The 17186-nt window shown below is 39.2% G+C and carries 14 protein-coding genes and 1 riboswitch; of the genes, 11 read left to right on the forward strand and 3 right to left on the reverse strand.

The annotated features are described in order from the left end of the window. Window positions 1-9: 9 nt before the first annotated feature. A riboswitch (SAM riboswitch) is annotated at window positions 10-106 on the forward strand. Window positions 107-175: 69 nt separating this feature from the next. Then, entirely contained in the window at window positions 176-331 is a 156-nt protein-coding gene (locus MHI22_RS01230) for a YezD family protein (RefSeq protein WP_080717081.1), read from the forward strand. An 82-nt stretch (window positions 332-413) separates the two neighbouring features. On the opposite strand, the gene MHI22_RS01235 is transcribed toward MHI22_RS01230, so the two are convergent. Continuing rightward, a complete protein-coding gene (locus MHI22_RS01235) occupies window positions 414-899 on the reverse strand; it encodes a flavin reductase family protein (RefSeq protein WP_036123007.1) in 486 nt (161 codons plus the stop codon). Between the two features lie 158 nt (window positions 900-1057). Between MHI22_RS01235 and MHI22_RS01240 the strand changes: the two genes are divergently transcribed. Beyond that, window positions 1058-1843, forward strand: coding sequence for a VOC family protein (locus MHI22_RS01240; RefSeq protein WP_036123010.1), 786 nt, complete (start codon window positions 1058-1060; stop codon window positions 1841-1843). 104 nt (window positions 1844-1947) lie between these two features. Here MHI22_RS01240 and MHI22_RS01245 read toward each other — a convergent pair whose 3' ends face one another. Continuing rightward, window positions 1948-2148 carry a cold-shock protein gene (locus MHI22_RS01245; RefSeq protein WP_004269397.1) on the reverse strand — a complete coding sequence of 67 codons (201 nt, stop codon included), beginning with the start codon at window positions 2146-2148 and terminating at the stop codon, window positions 1948-1950. Window positions 2149-2360: 212 nt separating this feature from the next. Here MHI22_RS01245 and MHI22_RS01250 point away from each other — a divergent pair, with 212 nt between their 5' ends. From MHI22_RS01250 to MHI22_RS01280, 7 genes are all read left to right on the forward strand, one after another. Continuing rightward, complete coding sequence (locus MHI22_RS01250) at window positions 2361-4040, forward strand: formate--tetrahydrofolate ligase (RefSeq protein WP_089932530.1); 1680 nt, start codon at window positions 2361-2363, stop codon at window positions 4038-4040. 490 nt (window positions 4041-4530) lie between these two features. Next, window positions 4531-6567: a hydantoinase/oxoprolinase family protein gene (locus MHI22_RS01255; RefSeq protein ID WP_089932528.1), complete on the forward strand. Its 2037-nt coding sequence runs from the start codon at window positions 4531-4533 to the stop codon at window positions 6565-6567. A gap of 3 nt (window positions 6568-6570) precedes the next feature. Next, entirely contained in the window at window positions 6571-8247 is a 1677-nt protein-coding gene (locus tag MHI22_RS01260) for a hydantoinase B/oxoprolinase family protein (protein WP_271912916.1), read from the forward strand. An 11-nt stretch (window positions 8248-8258) separates the two neighbouring features. Continuing rightward, the gene (locus MHI22_RS01265) at window positions 8259-9011 is read left to right on the forward strand and encodes an IclR family transcriptional regulator (RefSeq protein ID WP_340810843.1); all 753 of its coding nucleotides are present in this window, start codon (window positions 8259-8261) and stop codon (window positions 9009-9011) included. 22 nt (window positions 9012-9033) lie between these two features. Beyond that, the gene (locus MHI22_RS01270) at window positions 9034-10608 is read left to right on the forward strand and encodes an OPT/YSL family transporter (protein ID WP_340810844.1); all 1575 of its coding nucleotides are present in this window, start codon (window positions 9034-9036) and stop codon (window positions 10606-10608) included. A gap of 16 nt (window positions 10609-10624) precedes the next feature. Then, the gene (locus MHI22_RS01275; protein ID WP_101966832.1) at window positions 10625-11668 is read left to right on the forward strand and encodes an S-methyl thiohydantoin desulfurase domain-containing protein; all 1044 of its coding nucleotides are present in this window, start codon (window positions 10625-10627) and stop codon (window positions 11666-11668) included. A gap of 705 nt (window positions 11669-12373) precedes the next feature. Continuing rightward, window positions 12374-12988, forward strand: a complete 615-nt coding sequence (locus MHI22_RS01280; protein ID WP_036121558.1) for an HD domain-containing protein — start codon at window positions 12374-12376, stop codon at window positions 12986-12988. A gap of 19 nt (window positions 12989-13007) precedes the next feature. Here MHI22_RS01280 and MHI22_RS01285 read toward each other — a convergent pair whose 3' ends face one another. Further along, the gene (locus MHI22_RS01285) at window positions 13008-13337 is read right to left on the reverse strand and encodes a hypothetical protein (RefSeq protein ID WP_058844693.1); all 330 of its coding nucleotides are present in this window, start codon (window positions 13335-13337) and stop codon (window positions 13008-13010) included. 784 nt (window positions 13338-14121) lie between these two features. Between MHI22_RS01285 and MHI22_RS01290 the strand changes: the two genes are divergently transcribed. Together MHI22_RS01290 and MHI22_RS01295 are read left to right on the forward strand one after the other, a co-directional pair. Further along, window positions 14122-16008, forward strand: a complete 1887-nt coding sequence (locus MHI22_RS01290) for an ABC-F family ATP-binding cassette domain-containing protein (RefSeq protein ID WP_036121545.1) — start codon at window positions 14122-14124, stop codon at window positions 16006-16008. A gap of 12 nt (window positions 16009-16020) precedes the next feature. Continuing rightward, on the forward strand, window positions 16021-17148 hold the full coding sequence (locus tag MHI22_RS01295) for a conserved virulence factor C family protein (RefSeq protein WP_330493837.1): 1128 nt from the start codon (window positions 16021-16023) through the stop codon (window positions 17146-17148). Window positions 17149-17186: the final 38 nt, after the last annotated feature.

The following is a 17186-nucleotide window of genomic DNA, read 5'->3' on the forward strand; positions in this document are numbered from 1 at the left end:
AACGCAGTACTCTTATCAAGAGAGGTGGAGGGACTTGGCCCCATGAAGCCTCGGCAACCGAGAAGATAGGTGCCAAATCCAACAGATGGTGTCTGAGAGATAGGAGGGGCTATCAATCGGTTTGATGCGTTGGCCTCTTTTGTACAACTAGGAGAATAAAGAGGGGGTGTATCGTATGGCTCAATCGGCAAAGGTAGATGATAAAAAATTAGAGGCAATTGCTAAGGCAATTCAAAATCTTGAATTTGGTGAAGTGAATATTACGATTCAAGATGGTGTGATTGTGCAAATTAATAGGCTTGAAAAGCAGAGATTTCCACAGAAGAAATAATGCTCATTTCAGTTGAACGATGTGAAAAGGCCACTAATAAGCATGGTTTCCATTGCTTACAAGTGGCTCTTTTTTATGGAAATTAGCTATAAAAGCTTTTTGGAATTGGACCGATATGACGACGATGATAGAGAAGGGGTTCTTTTTGAGAATTTGTAATGTCTAGCACTTGCCCAATAAAAATAGTATGATCGCCTGCATCTATTTGCTGAAATGATTTACATTGTAAAATAGCTGCTGTATCATGTAAAATCGGTAGCCCAAAAGTAGAAGTAGACCATTTAGCTTGAGCAAAGCGATCCGGGACTTTACTTGCAAATAATGTACATAAATGCTCTTGATTACTCGCTAAAATATTGACAGCGAATTTTTCCGCACCCATAAAGTAAGAATGGAGCTGAGATTTTTTATCAAGTGACCATAAAATAAGTAGTGGGTCAATGGAAACAGATGCAAAAGAATTGACTGTTAAGCCAATTGGATTCGTTTCATGACATGCTGTCACAACCGTTACACCTGTAGGATAGTTACCTAATGCCAATTTAAAAGCAGCTACTTGATCTGTCATTCAAATCACCTCTTTATAGTTAGTCATAAATTAGTTAACGGAGTTAGTAGGTAAATTGCACTTTTTTTCATACCATATAGTAACTCCTTTTCTTAAGTAAATTTTAAATCAATTAAACATCCAGGTAAAGCTAATGGGGGAAAGAAAGGGGAATTGCCATGACTTTATATTTTGATCATCTGGTACATCAAGTAGAATCACCAGAAAATATAAAGGTTTTCTTCAATAAACGAAATGTCCGTACAGTGAACGGTGGTCAACACACGATGTGGGGGACTTATAATACGCTAAGCTATTTTGGCTTAAGCTATATTGAACAAATCGCTATTTATGATCGTGATTTATTTGAGCAAGCGGCTCTGTACCCTTATTCCCTACATTATACGTTTAAACGTGATCGTGAGCGCCAAGGATTTTCACGAATTGCCTTACGCACCAAAAATATTGAAGACGAGGGTCAACGATTGCGTGCATTGGGCTTTGAAGTATATGGTCCCGATGCTTGTAGCCGAACAAGACCAGATGGCACGACACTAGAATGGAAGCTATTGCATTTTGGCATGCCCAATCTTTCATTGGATTTTCCATTCTTAATTGAATGGGCAGATGAAGATGAGGAACGTTTGGCACAATTAAAAGCTAGTGGTGCAATCGATGAAAACCAAGCCATCACAATGGAATCTATTCAGTTTTTTGTCAAGGATGTGGAGGAGACGGTTCAGCTTTGGCAGAAGGTATTGCAGCTACCCGATTCTGAGCAGCATGAGCAATTTGTGTCACTACAGCTACCAAATATGCGCTTGGATTTTTATGAGGAGGCGGCAGCATCTGCCATGACGCTAGGGCATTTAAAGGAAGGACCCATCGGTGTAACATTGAAAGATCCACACCGAACAAAGGAAACATTAGTTTGTCCAGGTGCTTTTTATTGGATTAATAGATAAATTAAAAATCCACTTCAATTGTTGAAGTGGATTTTTATGTGCAAACATGTCAAAAAGCGGATTGAGCACTATTCATCTACCTCATCCACTTTCAATTTTGGAGCTTATAATTTTACAACATTTGATGCCTGGGGTCCTCGATTGCCTTCCACAACATCAAATGACACCTTCTGACCTTCTTCAAGTGTACGGAAGCCTTCCTCCTGGATGCCCGTAAAATGTACAAATACATCTTCTCCATCATCACATTCAATAAAGCCATAACCCTTTTCATTATTGAACCACTTTACGATCCCCTGTTGCATAAGCATTCGCCTCCAATGCGCTTGAATGTAAAATAAAGTTAACTAAGTTGTGCTATCATTGAGAAAATGTGAAAAATTGCATTTTCTCTTAGAACATACATGAATTGAACAAAGATGTCAATTGATTGTCGAAATGCTTGTGTATCTGGCTTTCTTTTTTTTCACAATTAAGACTATAATGGAAATGAACAACATAGAAAGTAGGATGCCAAATGACAACGAAAAATCAACCATTATCAGATTTAGAAATCGCTAGTCAAGCAGTAATCAAACCGATTACGGAAATTGCCAATGCTGCGGGTATTCCAGAGGATGCTCTTGAGCAGTATGGACGCTACAAAGCAAAAATTGATCCTTTAAAAATTACAGCTCAGGGTGAGGACGCAAAGGTTGTGCTAGTTTCAGCTATTAGTCCGACACCAGCAGGTGAAGGGAAGTCGACGGTTACTGTAGGACTAGCAGATGCTCTTCATCAATTAAATAAGAAAGTAATGGTCGCTTTACGGGAACCTTCATTGGGTCCAGTTATGGGCGTAAAAGGCGGGGCAACTGGCGGCGGCTACGCACAGGTTGTACCAATGGAGGATATTAATTTACATTTCACTGGTGACCTTCATGCGATTACAACAGCCAACAATGCTTTATCCGCATTCATTGATAATCATATCCATCAAGGAAATGCATTAAACATTGATCCACGACGCATTATTTGGAAGCGTGTGATGGACTTAAATGATCGTGCCCTTCGTAAAGTGGTTGTGGGATTAGGTGGCCCTGTTCAGGGCATGCCGCGCGAGGACGGCTTTGATATTACAGTGGCCTCCGAAATTATGGCGGTGTTCTGTTTAGCGACAAGTATTGAGGATTTACGTGAACGCATAGCTAGCATTGTGGTTGGCTATACATTTGAGCGTGAGCCTGTCTTTGTACGTGATTTACAAGTAGAAGGTGCCTTAACATTATTATTGAAAGATGCCTTCAAGCCAAACTTAGTTCAAACATTAGAAGGAACACCAGCTATTATACATGGTGGTCCATTTGCGAATATTGCCCACGGCTGTAATTCCATTATGGCGACACAAACTGCTCGCAAGCTAGCGGACATTGTCGTAACAGAAGCGGGCTTCGGCTCCGATTTAGGTGCTGAAAAATTTATGAATATTAAAGCACGTAAAGCGGGCTTTAAACCAAGTGCAGTCGTTATCGTAGCAACGATTCGTGCCTTAAAAATGCATGGTGGTGTACCGAAAACGGCACTTGTTGACGAAAATGTGAATGCCCTGCTACAAGGAATTGAAAACTTAGCTAAGCATGTTGATACGGTACGTACATTTGGTGTTGAACCGATTATTGCGTTAAATCGTTTTATTACAGACTCAGAGGCGGAGCTAGAGGCTGTTCTGAACTGGTGTCAGGAAAATCAAGTACGTATTGCCCGTACAAATGTCTGGGAAGAGGGCGGGAAAGGCGGATTAGCGCTAGCTGAACAAGTATTAGCTGTGCTTGAAGAAGAAAACAACTTCTCTCCTTTATATGATGTAACGGAGTCCATTGAAGAAAAAGTGCGTACGATTGTGCAAAAGGTATATGGCGGAAAAGATGTACAATTCACTGATCAAGCCAAAAAACAAATTGCTCAAATCGAAAAATTTGGCTGGGACTCTCTGCCAGTTTGTATGGCGAAAACACAGTATTCTTTATCCGACCAACCAAGTTTACTCGGTCGACCAGAAGGCTTTACGATCACAATTCGTGAAGTTATTCCAAAGCTTGGTGCAGGCTTCCTAGTTTGTCTGACAGGCGATATTATGACCATGCCAGGACTACCTAAAACTCCAGCTGCCCTTCGCATGAATGTTGATAATGAAGGCCATGCGGTAGGATTATTCTAATATCTTCTTTAAAGCTGCCCAACTTAAATGGGCAGCTTTTTTTAATGGATAAAGGGGAAAACTTGGTTCCTAGATGATCTCTGCATAATTTGGAAGAGAGCTACTATTTATTTTCCGCACGACTCATCGTCTATCTATAATTCAAGCATGGCATAAATGTGAAATTTTAGTTGATTTCTTCATCTACTACATGATTGAAAATTCATAAAAGTTAATTTTTTTAAAAGATTTTAAGATTCTAGTGAAAACTAGGATCTTTTTTATGTTGCAAAAAAATCATGAGAACTTTCCTTATATAAATGTGTTTGGTATTTTTTATTAATAGTTCTCTGATTTTGGAAAGATAGAGCGGATTTTTACAACGCAGATTAATTGTCAAATGAATTTTTATTTAAAAAATACATTGAATTTTCTTTTTCTTTTAAATATAATTTACTTAATTCTAATTCGGAACACTGTTCCGATAATAGGAACACGGAGGGATGCAGTCTTGAAAATCGCAACAGATATTGGCGGTACTTTTACCGACTTAGTTTTCACAGATGAAAAAGGAAATCTTCATTTTGATAAGGGACATACAACACCTGGTCACTTTGAGGATGGCATATTAAATGTATTAGGACGACATGTTACAGAAGAATCTCTGATTGAATCATTTATTCATGGTTCAACGGTTATTATCAATACATTAACGGAAAGAAAAGGGGGCGTAGTTGGGTTAATTACAACTAAAGGCTTCCGTGACGTCATAGAAATTGCACGTGGGAATCGACCGGACTTATATAACTTTAAATATAAAAAGCCACAACCATTTGTAGAACGTTACTTACGACAGGAAATGGATGAACGCATCGATTTTAAAGGAAATATTATGAAAGCGCTTAACACCGAAGAAGTCGATGAAATCGTTCGTAAATTTAAAAAATTGGGTGTTGAGGCGATTGCCATTTCATTCATTCACGGCTATAAAAACCCTATTCATGAACAACAGCTAAAAGAGGAAATTTTAAAAATTTGGCCTGAGGTGTATATCACACTTTCAAGTGAAACCATTAAAGAATATCGTGAGTATGAAAGAACGAATACAACGGTGTTGAATTCTTATGTAAAGCCGATTGCCCATGCCTATTTAAAAAGCTTAAAAGAAAAATTAAGTACGATCGGTATTACAGACCATTTAAAAATTATGCAATCAAATGGTGGGACGACAAGCTTTGATAAAGCAATGGAGCTACCGATCAATTTAGTGGAATCTGGTCCTGTTGCGGGGATGTTTGGGGCAGCCAAATTAGGGCAGCTACTCAATGAATCGAATATTATTGCGTTCGATGTTGGTGGGACGACGGCAAAATGCTCCCTTATTACAGATGGCAAAGTAAATGTGACAACAGATTACTATATCGAAAGAAATGAAAAATTTGCGGGTTATCCAATTAAAACGCCTGTAGTGGATATTGTTGAAATCGGTAATGGCGGTGGCTCCATCGCACGTGTGGATCCATTTGGCTCGTTAAAGGTTGGTCCAGATTCTGCTGGTGCAAACCCAGGGCCAGTGGCATATGGCTTAGGCAATACACAGCCGACGATTACCGATGCAAATGTGTATTTAGGAAGATTATCATTAGAAAACTTTGATAATCCAGTATCCATTGACAAAGTAGAGGAGGCTCTTGTGGAAGCCATTGCGAAACCGTTTAATGTAACGGCAGAAGAAGCGGCTCAAGGTATTTTAGATATTGCGAACTCTAATATGTTAAATGCACTGAAGTTGATTTCGATTCGTAAAGGCTATGATCCAGAAGACTTCACAATGGTAGCATTCGGTGGTGGTGGCCCACTACATGCGATTAACCTAGCAGAAGAATTAGGTATGAAAAAAGTGATTATTCCATATGGTTCTTCCGTCTTTTCAGCATTAGGTATGATGATGACAGAATACCGACAAGATTATATTCAAACAAGTTTAATGGGCTTTGATGCCAACCATCTTGCGGCAATTCAAGAAAATATTGATCAGGCGATTGCCAATGCCTATGCGGATGCCCCTTTATCAAAGGATCATTATTATTTTGAGATTAATTATGATTTACGATACAAAGGACAAGAGCATGCAGTGAAATTGAACGCATCGACTAGCACGATTACAGAAGAGGGGCTACGCGAATTAGCGGAGGCTTTCCATGTTAAACATAAACAAGAGTTTTCATTTGATTTACCAGCTACGCCCATTGAGTTAGTCAATTTACATCTTACAATCTACGGAAAAGATGAGGCAGTTCAGTTTAAGGAACTAGACTTCTCACAGGTCGACGCTTCCACATGTATCAAAGCACAGCGTAATTTATATGTGAAGGGAACAGGTTGGGTAGAGGTCAATGTCTACGATCAACAAAAGCTCGTACCAGGTTATGTCATTGCAGGTCCTGCTATTGTGGAAAATCCAACATCTACGGTCGTAATCAATGACAAGCAATCCATTGAAATTGATAAATATGGCAATTTGATTGTAGAGATGGAGGGGAAATAAAACATGAAAAAAGACGTTTTTGCAGTAGAAATTATTCAAGATTCATTGCTAGCCATAGGGGACGAAATGTTTGTGGCTCTAGCACGTTCATCCATGAGCCCAGTTATTTATGAAGTATTAGACTACGCTTGTGGTTTAACGGATGCCAAAGGTAATTTAATTAGCCAAGGGAATGGTGTCACAAGCTTTATTGGGATGCTAAGTCCAATGGTGCAACGTGTTATTGAAAAATTCGATAATGGAAAGTTGCATGAAGGCGATGTCATTATTATTAACGACCCATATGTTGGGGGTGGATCGCATTTATCGGATGTGGGCTTAGTATTACCGATTTTTTATAAAGGTGAAATTATTGCTTACTCTGCCAATAAAGCACACTGGACAGAGGTAGGAGGGATGGACCCAGGTTCGTTTACAAGTAATTCTAATGAAATCTATCAGGAAGGTTTACAGCTACCGGGTGTCAAACTTTATCATAAAGGGGAGTTGAACGAGGCGGTCTATGAAATTATAGCAACGAACGTTCGTTTACCAGAGCTTTCAATTGGCGATATGTTTGCACAAGTGGCAGCCTTAAAAACAGGTGAAAAACGCATTGCAGAGCTTTGTCAGAAGTTTGGTGCTGAATCGGTGAAATTGTCCATTCAAAGATTATTGGACAAGGGGGAGAAAATTGTAGAGCTTGAGCTTCAACATTTACCAAAAGGTGAATTTTATGCGGAAGACTTTATTGAAGGGGATCCATTAAAGGGCGGACCCTATCCAATTAAAGTGAAAGTAACGATTAGTGATGAAGAATTTATTTGTGATTTTAGAGGCTCGCATCCTGCGGTCAATGTGCCAGTGAACTGTTCACAATTTGGTTTAATGGCAAGTGTGCGCGTTATGTTCTTAGCTTTACTTGGCGATATTGATGTAATTAACGAGGGTGTCTTTAAACGCTTAACGATTATCACAGATGAAAATTCGATTGTTTCCGCTAAACGTCCACATCCTGTATCCATGAACTTTGAGGCGCGTATTGGGGCTGCGGATTTAATTTGGAAAGCTCTTGCACCGCATTTGCCAGAAAGATTATCGGCAGGGCATTTACAGTCCGTTTGTACATTTATCTTAACAGGTAAAAACCCTGAAAATGATGAGTCGTTCCTAATTGTTGAACCATCTGTTGGTGGTTGGGGAGCAGCAAATGATGAGGATGGTCAAAGTGGGCAATACTGCATGGGAGATGGTGAAACCTATAACCTTCCTGTGGAAATTGCAGAAACAAAATACGGTATTCAAATTGACGAATATAGTTTAAACTGCGATGGTGCTGGTGTCGGTCAATTTAGGGGTGGCTTAGGTGTACGTCGTGTCTATACAGTCAATCATGATGGTCAAAAGGTTTCTGTGAACCTAGGCAGACATCAATTTGCGCCATTCGGTTTAAATGGTGGTGGGGAAGGCTCTCACAACTATTTAATCGTTCATAAAAAGGATGGAACGAAGGTTGGACCAGTAGGTGTACTTGCCAATTATGAATTGCAAAAAGGAGACCGTATTGAGCTTGTTACAGCAACTGGCGGTGGTTACGGCAATCCATTAGAAAGAAGCACGGAAGCCATTGAACGTGATTTATTAAATGAATATATTTCTGAAGAAGTGGCGAGAAAGCAATACGCTTATCAAAACGCTTAAGGGAGAAATAAATGACTGTCAAGACATTAAAAAACTCATTGGATATACTAGAATGCTTTGCTACGACAGAAAACGCATTAGGTGTTCGTGAAATTTCACGCATGATGAAGTTGCCGACAAGTGTTGTGCAAAGAACCATTAATACATTTACAGAAGCGGGTTATTTAATACAGGATGAATACACTAAAAAATATAAATTAGGTTACAAAATGTACCTTTTTTATGATGTGCTATCGAATTCAAAAGACCCACACTCGACCATTTATGAATTAATGCAAAATCTTGCTAGTGAAATGAATGAATCAGTATTTCTTACTTATATGGACAATGAATATGGTGTCACAACAAAAATAGCCGAAAGCAATAAAAATGTAAAGTATGCGGTGTCTTTAGGAACGAAGACACCCCTTTACATCGGTGCTTCCTGTAAGGTGATGTTTGCCTATTTAGAGGAGAACAGACAGCTCGAATTAATAGCCTTCTTTCAAGAGGAACAATCGAAAGAAGAACATAAGTCCTACCTTGAATCATTAAAGGGAGAGCTGCAGCAAATCCGTCGCAACAACTTGTGTGGAACGGTTGGGGAGTATAATGAACATGCATTTGGCATCAGTGTACCATTATTTAACTATAAAAAAGAAATCATCGCATCTCTTACAATTTCTGGTTTGGTATATGATTTAAATGATCAAAGGGAGAAATATATGCTTGAACAGTTAGTGAAAGTAGCTCAGCAAATACAATCACACATTTCAAAACTATAACAACAATAGGGGAGCTGTCACTATGAATAATAAAGTATTACATCCTAGGGCTTTAGAGCCTGTAACGTTACTAATGATCGTCTTAACATCTGTCGTTGGGGCTATTATTGGGATTCAACTGATTACAACTTTAGGGATTTCTGCTAATACATCGATCGTTGGGGCAATATTTGCGATGATTCTCGGAAGATTACCAATAGGAAAGCTCATTGCATTCAAATCCGTGCACAGACAAAATATTATTCAAACGGCGATTTCATCGGCTACATTTAGTGCAGCAAGTAGCTTAATGCTGCCAATCGGTATTCCATACGTTTTAGGTTATGAAAATTTAGTTTTACCATTATTTATCGGTGTTATTTTAGCGATGTTTGTTGATGCTTTATTATTATATAAATTTTTTGATACAAAGATTTTCCCGGCAGCAGGTACTTGGCCACCAGGGATTGCAACTGCTGAAGCTATTAAAGCTGGCGATAAAGGCGGTAAAAATGCAAAGGTATTAGTTGGTGGTGTATTAATCGGTATCGTGGGAGCTGTTCTTAAAATTCCAATGTCAGCTTTTGGGGTGGCGTTCATCGGCAATATTTGGGCGCTGACGATGTTTGGAATTGGTCTTTTACTAAGAGGCTATTCTGTTCAATTATTTAATGTTGATTTAAATGCCTATTATATTCCACATGGTATTATGATTGGTGCCGGAATTGTGGCTCTTTTCCAAGTAGCATTTACATTAATGAATAAACGCTCTGCTAAAAAGTCAGAAGAGTTAAGCTATTCAAAAGATGCTAAAGAAATTCGCCAAGGTTTTGGTGTAGGTTTTATTGCTTATTTAGTCATTGCATTATTAATCGCCCTTTTAGGCGGAATAATTACACATATGTCATTCGGTATGTTAATAGGCTTCATCATTTTCGCAACAATTGCAGCATTTGTCCATGAGCTAATCGTTGGTATTGCAGCGATGCATGCAGGTTGGTTCCCAGCATTTGCAGTGGCATTTATTACACTAATTGTTGGTATTTTAATAGGTTTCCCAGCACCAGCACTTGCTTTATTAGCAGGCTATAGTGCCGCTACGGGGGTAGCATTTGCCGATATGGGCTATGATTTGAAAACAGGTTTCATTTTACGTGGAAATGGTAGTGACCCAGCTTTAGAAAAAGAAGGACGCAAGCAGCAAATGATTGCAGGTATGTTAGCCTTCTCGATTTCAGCAGTAGTTGTTCTACTTTCCTATAAATCTTATTTTGCACAAGGTTTAGTAGCACCAGTGAATCATGTCTATGCAGCGACAATTCAATCAGGTGTTACAGGCGATGTAGCGAAACAATTAATGATTTGGGCGATTCCTGGTGCATTGATTCAATTAATAGGTGGTTCAAAACGACAAATGGGTATCCTGTTTGCTACTGGTTTATTACTGATTAACCCGATTGCTGGTTGGGCTGTATTAGTGGGTATCTTGCTTCGTGTTATTTTCACGTATATGACGAAAGGCAAGAGAGAATCTGAAATGACGGTCTTTGCAGCGGGTGTCATTGCTGGAGATGCGTTGTATAGCTTCTTCTCTTCTATTCTAAAAATAGGGAAATAGAAAGGAGTAAGGTTGAATGGTAAAAGTATTATCATATGAGGATGGGATTGCTGCAGTTTATGGAGGAGCAATCCTTGGTGGTGGCGGAGGTGGTCTCCTAGAGGAAGGGCTCAAGCTAGTGGAGGAAATCTTTGCTGCTGGGACACCTCAATTAATGGATATCTCTGAATTAAATCATGAGGACTTAGTGGCATGTGTAGCAATGGTCGGCGCACCATCATCAGCCGATCAATACATTTCTAGCGAGCAGCTTTGTTGGAGCTACCATAGTATGAATCACTATTGCGATCAACGTCTGAAGGGCATCATTACGAATGAAAATGGTGCCAATACGACGATTAATGGCTGGTTACAGTCGGTCCTATTAAATGTCCCAGTCGTTGACGCTCCTTGTAATGGACGAGCACATCCGACAGGTATTATGGGTTCTTTAAATCTACATGAACAATCAAATTATCAATCCGTACAATTTTACGCAGGAGGAAAAGCTCATTTTGCAGTTCAAGGTTTTGTGGAAGGAACTTTACACAATACGGCAAAAACAGCACGCCAAGCCTCTATTTTAGCGGGTGGGCTTGTAGGCGTAACAAGAAATCCAGTGACGATTGACTATCTACAGAAGCATGGTGCACCAAATGCCATCACAATGGCCATTGAGCTTGGCTATGGCTTTTTAAAGGGACAAACTTTTGAAGAAAAATTAGCTCATGTTTTACAGCAATTGAATGGGGTACACATCGTTTCAGGTGCAGTAAAGAAATATTCATTAACGAAGGAAAATGGCTTTGATGTTGGGAAATTAGCAGTTGGTGATTATCACCTAACTTTCTGGAATGAATATATGACGTTATCGAAGGAAGGACAGGTGCAATCGAAATTTCCAGATCTCATTATGACATTCGATATCGAAAAAATGATCCCTGTGCCAAGCGCAAGTATTCAAGAGGGGATGCATGTAGCAGTTATCCACGTAGACCAAGCTAATTTGAAATTAAGTTCAACGATGCAAAATGAAGCCCTTTTACAGGAGATTGATGCAATCATTCAAGACGTACTGTAAAGAAAAAAGACAAAACAGTAAAAGCTGCCATCATCTACTTGATTGTAAGATGGGCAGCTTTTATTTGTCCTTCAGCGGGAGGGTCATACTTTTTATCAAAATTGTTCCTACTTCCTTTATCGCTTCATACATTTATGGCTTACATGTTTTTCATTCTAATGAGCACAACTCATTGAACATGGTGTTCACAAGCTGTAAACAAGGATCGTGCACGATTTTCATTAATGGGAGGAGCTACGTTCATACATACTCAAATAATTGACTAGAAGAAGGTAACAACCATTAATAAAAAACAATTCACTTTTGCTACATCTAGTGAAATCCTTTTGGTCATGCATCAAACTAACTTGTTGTTCATATTTTTTGGCATGTACATATGGCTATGCGGGTTAAACAAAGAATTTCTAAGGGAAAGTGTTCACTTTTATTTGTTTAGATGATTGGTTTTCAATACGCACGTCATCTTTAAAACAGGTTATTCAATTGTAAGCCCGCTGAAGTTGATGTTCCATTTGTCAAACACATAGCTGTTGTACACGACTAAAAAAATATGAGATACAGAACAAATAGATTGTTCTGTACGTTTATCATATAATATTCAGAAAAATTTGTCAATTGAAATGGTGTTGTTTTTTTATTTTACTACATTACCTTTTACTCGAAAAAGTACAGTATAATCTTATAGGAAAGGAATGAGAGTACATGATGGATCATTTAATGAATAAAGTACGTGAAGTATATGCACAATTTGATGCTAGTCATGATTTTCAACATATTGAACGCGTTTATCAAAACGCATTAGCTATCTTACATACCGAGCCTACAGCAGATGTTGAGGTGGTCAAAATAGCGGTGCTTTTGCATGATGTTAGTGACAAAAAGTATACTGATAGCAAGGAACAGGAAGAACAGCTTATTGCAGAGTTACCTGTTAGCGAGGAAAAAAAGCGGCATATTCGAGACTGTATCGCACAAGTGTCGTTTAATGGTGGAAATGAGCTAGAAGCAACCTCATTGGAAGCAAAGATTGTTCGAGATGCTGATCGTTTAGATGCGATTGGGGCTATTGGCATCGCTAGAACATTTGCTTACGGTGGAGCAAAAGGTCGCAAGCTATATGATAAGGACGAAGACGCACGTACAAATATGTCTGAGTCAGAATATCGTCAAAAAAATACTGCATCTGTTACGCATTTTTATGAGAAATTACTACTACTAAAAGATTTAATGGTGACAGAAAAGGGCAAGCAAATGGCCTTAGAGCGTCATCAATTTATGGAAAGCTTTTTAAAGCAATTACAGCACGAAATCGGTCAATAGCACAAAGAACCGCCTTTCATTAGAAGGGCGGTTCTTGTTCATTCGGGTATTTCTTTCGTAACACCAAAATTGTGAAGAATGCGTTCAGTATGACAAAATAAAAGACTTCTATCGCAAATAGCATTTTCGTTTTCACATCGATGGCCGTATCATTTTCTGTGACAGCATCGAATTGGCTAATAGCAAAAGCAAATTGCAGCAAGAATATACCACAAGCTAATGATAGGAAATTGAGTAAGGTAAATATAATTTTCCCCTTCAGTACACTGCTGTTTTTTACATTTTTTTCTAAAATAAACACAGTGTTGGCAATATATAAAACTAAATTTATGACGACTGCAAGCTCCATAAAAAATTCCCCTTAAAAAATAGGATAGTTGTTGTTGACATAACCCTTTTATTGTAATGAATTATTTGAAATTTTCTTAATAAAATCGGCCGTACTTGATAGACAATGTATTTTTGATCCGATGGGAAACCAGAAATAAAACCTTTATTTTTTATGATTATATCCATGGCATATTTGTCTTTTATAAAGATTTTTACTTGTCGATCATCATTTTCACTAAAAATATATAAAAAAAGCACCTACCATCAAAGTAGGTAGAACGACAACGAGTCGGGAAATTTTCATCATGCTACTCTTCTAAAAATGGATTGGAATATTATGTTACACTAATGTTTTCGTTATCTCAAACGGTAATTTTTACCATTGCAGTACATCAGCATAAAAATGCAATAAGTGGCTATAAAGGGCCTTATACATTTTAGCGTGATAGATTAGAGGAATCCATGGAAAATAGATGATCTTACTAGCGTAAATGCTTCTCAAATAATAATCAGGTCTTCTGGGGAAGTGCGCCAATTGCTGAAAGCCGAAAGTATGTAGGAAAGCTCTAATATGAAAATCAGTTATTCCTATTCTAAACCACACCACATAGAACAAGGAATCATCAAGCTTTGTCTGCTTATGCACACGAATTTACAGGACATTCACCCATCGTAAGTACGGGTTGTTGTTCTTTGTTTACCTGTCAAATGATGTTATGATGAATAATGGATATCAATAATCGTCTACATAAAAATCGTGTGGGCATGAACAATACCTAACATGAAAGAGATGGAATAGTGGAATGAGTCATTTAATCGTACAAAATCTAACCAAAACGGTGGGCGATAAAACGCTTTTTCAAAATATTGAATTTACCATTTATGAAGGAGAGCGAGCAGGCTTAATCGGTATTAATGGAACGGGCAAATCAACCCTGTTATCCATTTTAGCTGGAGATATAGAAGCAGACATGATAACAGTCGATCGTCCGAATAAATACCGTGTTGCCTATTTGCCACAGGAGCCGACATTTAATGCTGGAGAAACGGTTTTACAGGCTGTCTTTGCAGGCGATTCACCGATTTTACAACTCAATCGCCAATATGAAGATACAGTAGCTGCACTAGCTGTCAACCCAACATCCGAAAGTTTACAAAAGACATTGTTTAGTCTGCAACAGCGCATGGATGAAGAGCAGGCATGGGATGTTAATGCCCTTGCGAAAACGGCATTAACGAAGCTAGGCATCGAAACATTCGATAAAGAGGTGTTAACGCTATCAGGTGGTCAGCAAAAACGAGTTGCCTTAGCCAAAGTGTTAATTGAGCCTGCAGATCTTTATTTATTGGATGAGCCTACCAACCATTTAGATGTGGAGTCAACGGAGTGGCTTCAAGAAATGGTGCTACGTCTAAAGGGTGCAGTCATTTTCATCACCCATGATCGTTATTTCCTCGATGAATTATCGACACATATTTACGAGCTTGCAGATCAAACGTTGTATCGTCATACAGGAAATTATGGTGATTATTTAGAGTCACGTGCTATTCGTGAGGAAATGAAGGCTGCCTCTGCCCAAAAGGATCGCAACCGTTATCGTTCAGAGTTGAAATGGATTCGTCGTGGTGCGAAGGCACGTTCAACTAAGCAAAAAGCGCGTATTCAACGCTTTGAAAAGCTGGAGGATAACCTAGAGCGCAAATCAGAGGATGTTTCATTGGAATTGGGCCTTGCAACTACACGCCTTGGTCGAAAAGTACTGGAGGCTGAAAATATTTCGAAAGCCTTCGGACAGCAAAAAATTCTTGAACACTTTTCATTTTTACTACAGCAGGGGGACCGTATCGGCATTATTGGTGCGAATGGTGTAGGAAAATCAACTTTATTGAACATGCTGGCAGGGGAGCTAACACCCGATCAAGGTGAAATTCTTGTAGGGTCAACAGTGAAGCTGGCACATTTCAAGCAAACATTGCCGAAAATGAATGAAAATGAGCGTATGATTGAATATATACGTGAGGCTTCTAATGATATTACCGATGCAGAGGGCGTTCGCTATTCAGCGGCTCAAATGTTAGAGCGCTTTTTATTCCCGCTGCACGCCCATGGTACACCAATTGGAAAATTATCTGGTGGTGAGCGCAAACGTCTTCATTTATTACGTTTATTAATGGAGCAACCAAATGTTTTATTACTTGATGAGCCAACCAATGACCTGGATATTGAAACATTGGGTGTGTTAGAGGATTTCATTGAGCATTTCCCTGGCGTTGTCATCACGATTTCCCATGACCGTTTCTTCCTAGACCGAATTGCGAAAAAGTTATGGATATTGGATGGACAAGGACAGGTAGAGGAAACGCTGGATCTATACAGTGAGTATTTAGAGAAGCGCGAGCAGGCAGCTACTGTCAAAGCAGAGGCGCCAAAAGTCGAAAAGGCGAAGACCGAAAAGCCAAAATCAGACAAGAAAAAGCTATCGTTTAAAGAGCAAAAGGAATGGGAAACGATTGCAGATGACATTGAAAAGACGGAAACAGCCATTATGGAGACCGAAGACGGAATCGCGAATGCGGGCTCAGATTTCACGAAATTACAGGAATTAACAGCTAAGTTGGATGAGCTAAATGCTCACTATGAGCATCTGATTGAAAGATGGTCTTATTTAGATGAAATTGTCAACGGATAAGGAGCGATAGACATGAAGATTATTACAATTGAACCGACGCCAAGTCCCAATTCGATGAAGATTGTCGTTGATACAGAGCTACCGTTCGGGAAAAGCTATAATTTTACAAAGGATAATAAAGACGAGGCAACTGGCGAGGCTGCAGCCATTTTAGCTATTGAAGGGGTAAAGGGCGTTTACCACGTAGCCGATTTCTTTGCTGTTGAGCGTAATGCCAAATATGCATGGGAAGGTATTCTCGCAAGCATTCGTCAAGTGTTAGGGGAAGATGTTCAAACACAGGATGAAACCGTTGTAGCCAATGAATTTTATGGTGAGGTTTATGTGCATGTACAGTTTTACAAGCAGGTGCCACTACAAGTAAAAGCTTTTGATAATCAGCGCGAACATCGTGTTAGCTGTGGCGACCGCTTTGTTGATGCCTTTAATCAAATTATTGAGTCGGCAGTAGATGAAAACTATATTTTCCAACGCAAATGGATTGATTATGGTGTACGCTATGGCGAGCTTGAGGATATAGCAGAAACAGTCAAGCAGGAGATCGATGTCACGTATTCTGCGGAGCGTTTAGCAGAAATTGTCACAGCTATTAATAATGATGATGAAAAAGCAGCTATTAAAACAGCTAAAATAAAAGTGACAGTGGAGCAGTTCAATCAACCAGAATGGGAGAAACGCTTCCAGTTGCTCGACCAAATGGCTGATCCAGAGCTAGATGATTTACCATTACTTGATTTAGCCTTACAGGATGAACAGATGTCCATTCGTCGACTAGCGACTGTCTACTTAGGCATGATTGAAGATGTGGCTGTTGTGCCTTATTTAGAAAGAGCCTTACAGGATAAAAGTGCAGCAGTACGTCGAACAGCAGGCGACTGTATGAGTGATCTTGGCCTTGTAGAATTTGAAGAAGCCATGCAGCAAGCCTTGCAAGATAAAAACAAATTGGTTCGCTGGCGTGCAGCGATGTATTTATATGAGGTCGGCACGGAGCAATCTTTACCAGCACTAAAAGCGGCTGAGGATGATAAAGAATTCGAAGTGAAATTACAAGTGAAAATGGCTATTGCTCGTATCGAACAAGGTGAGGAAGCAAAAGGCTCGGTCTGGAAGCAAATGACCGAATCCCGTCAACAATAAACAGGAAAAAACCAGCAGCTGCTGGTTTTTTTCGTTTT

This window comes from Lysinibacillus sp. FSL L8-0312, assembly GCF_038003285.1.
Classification (GTDB): Bacteria; Bacillota; Bacilli; order Bacillales_A; family Planococcaceae; genus Lysinibacillus; species Lysinibacillus fusiformis_D.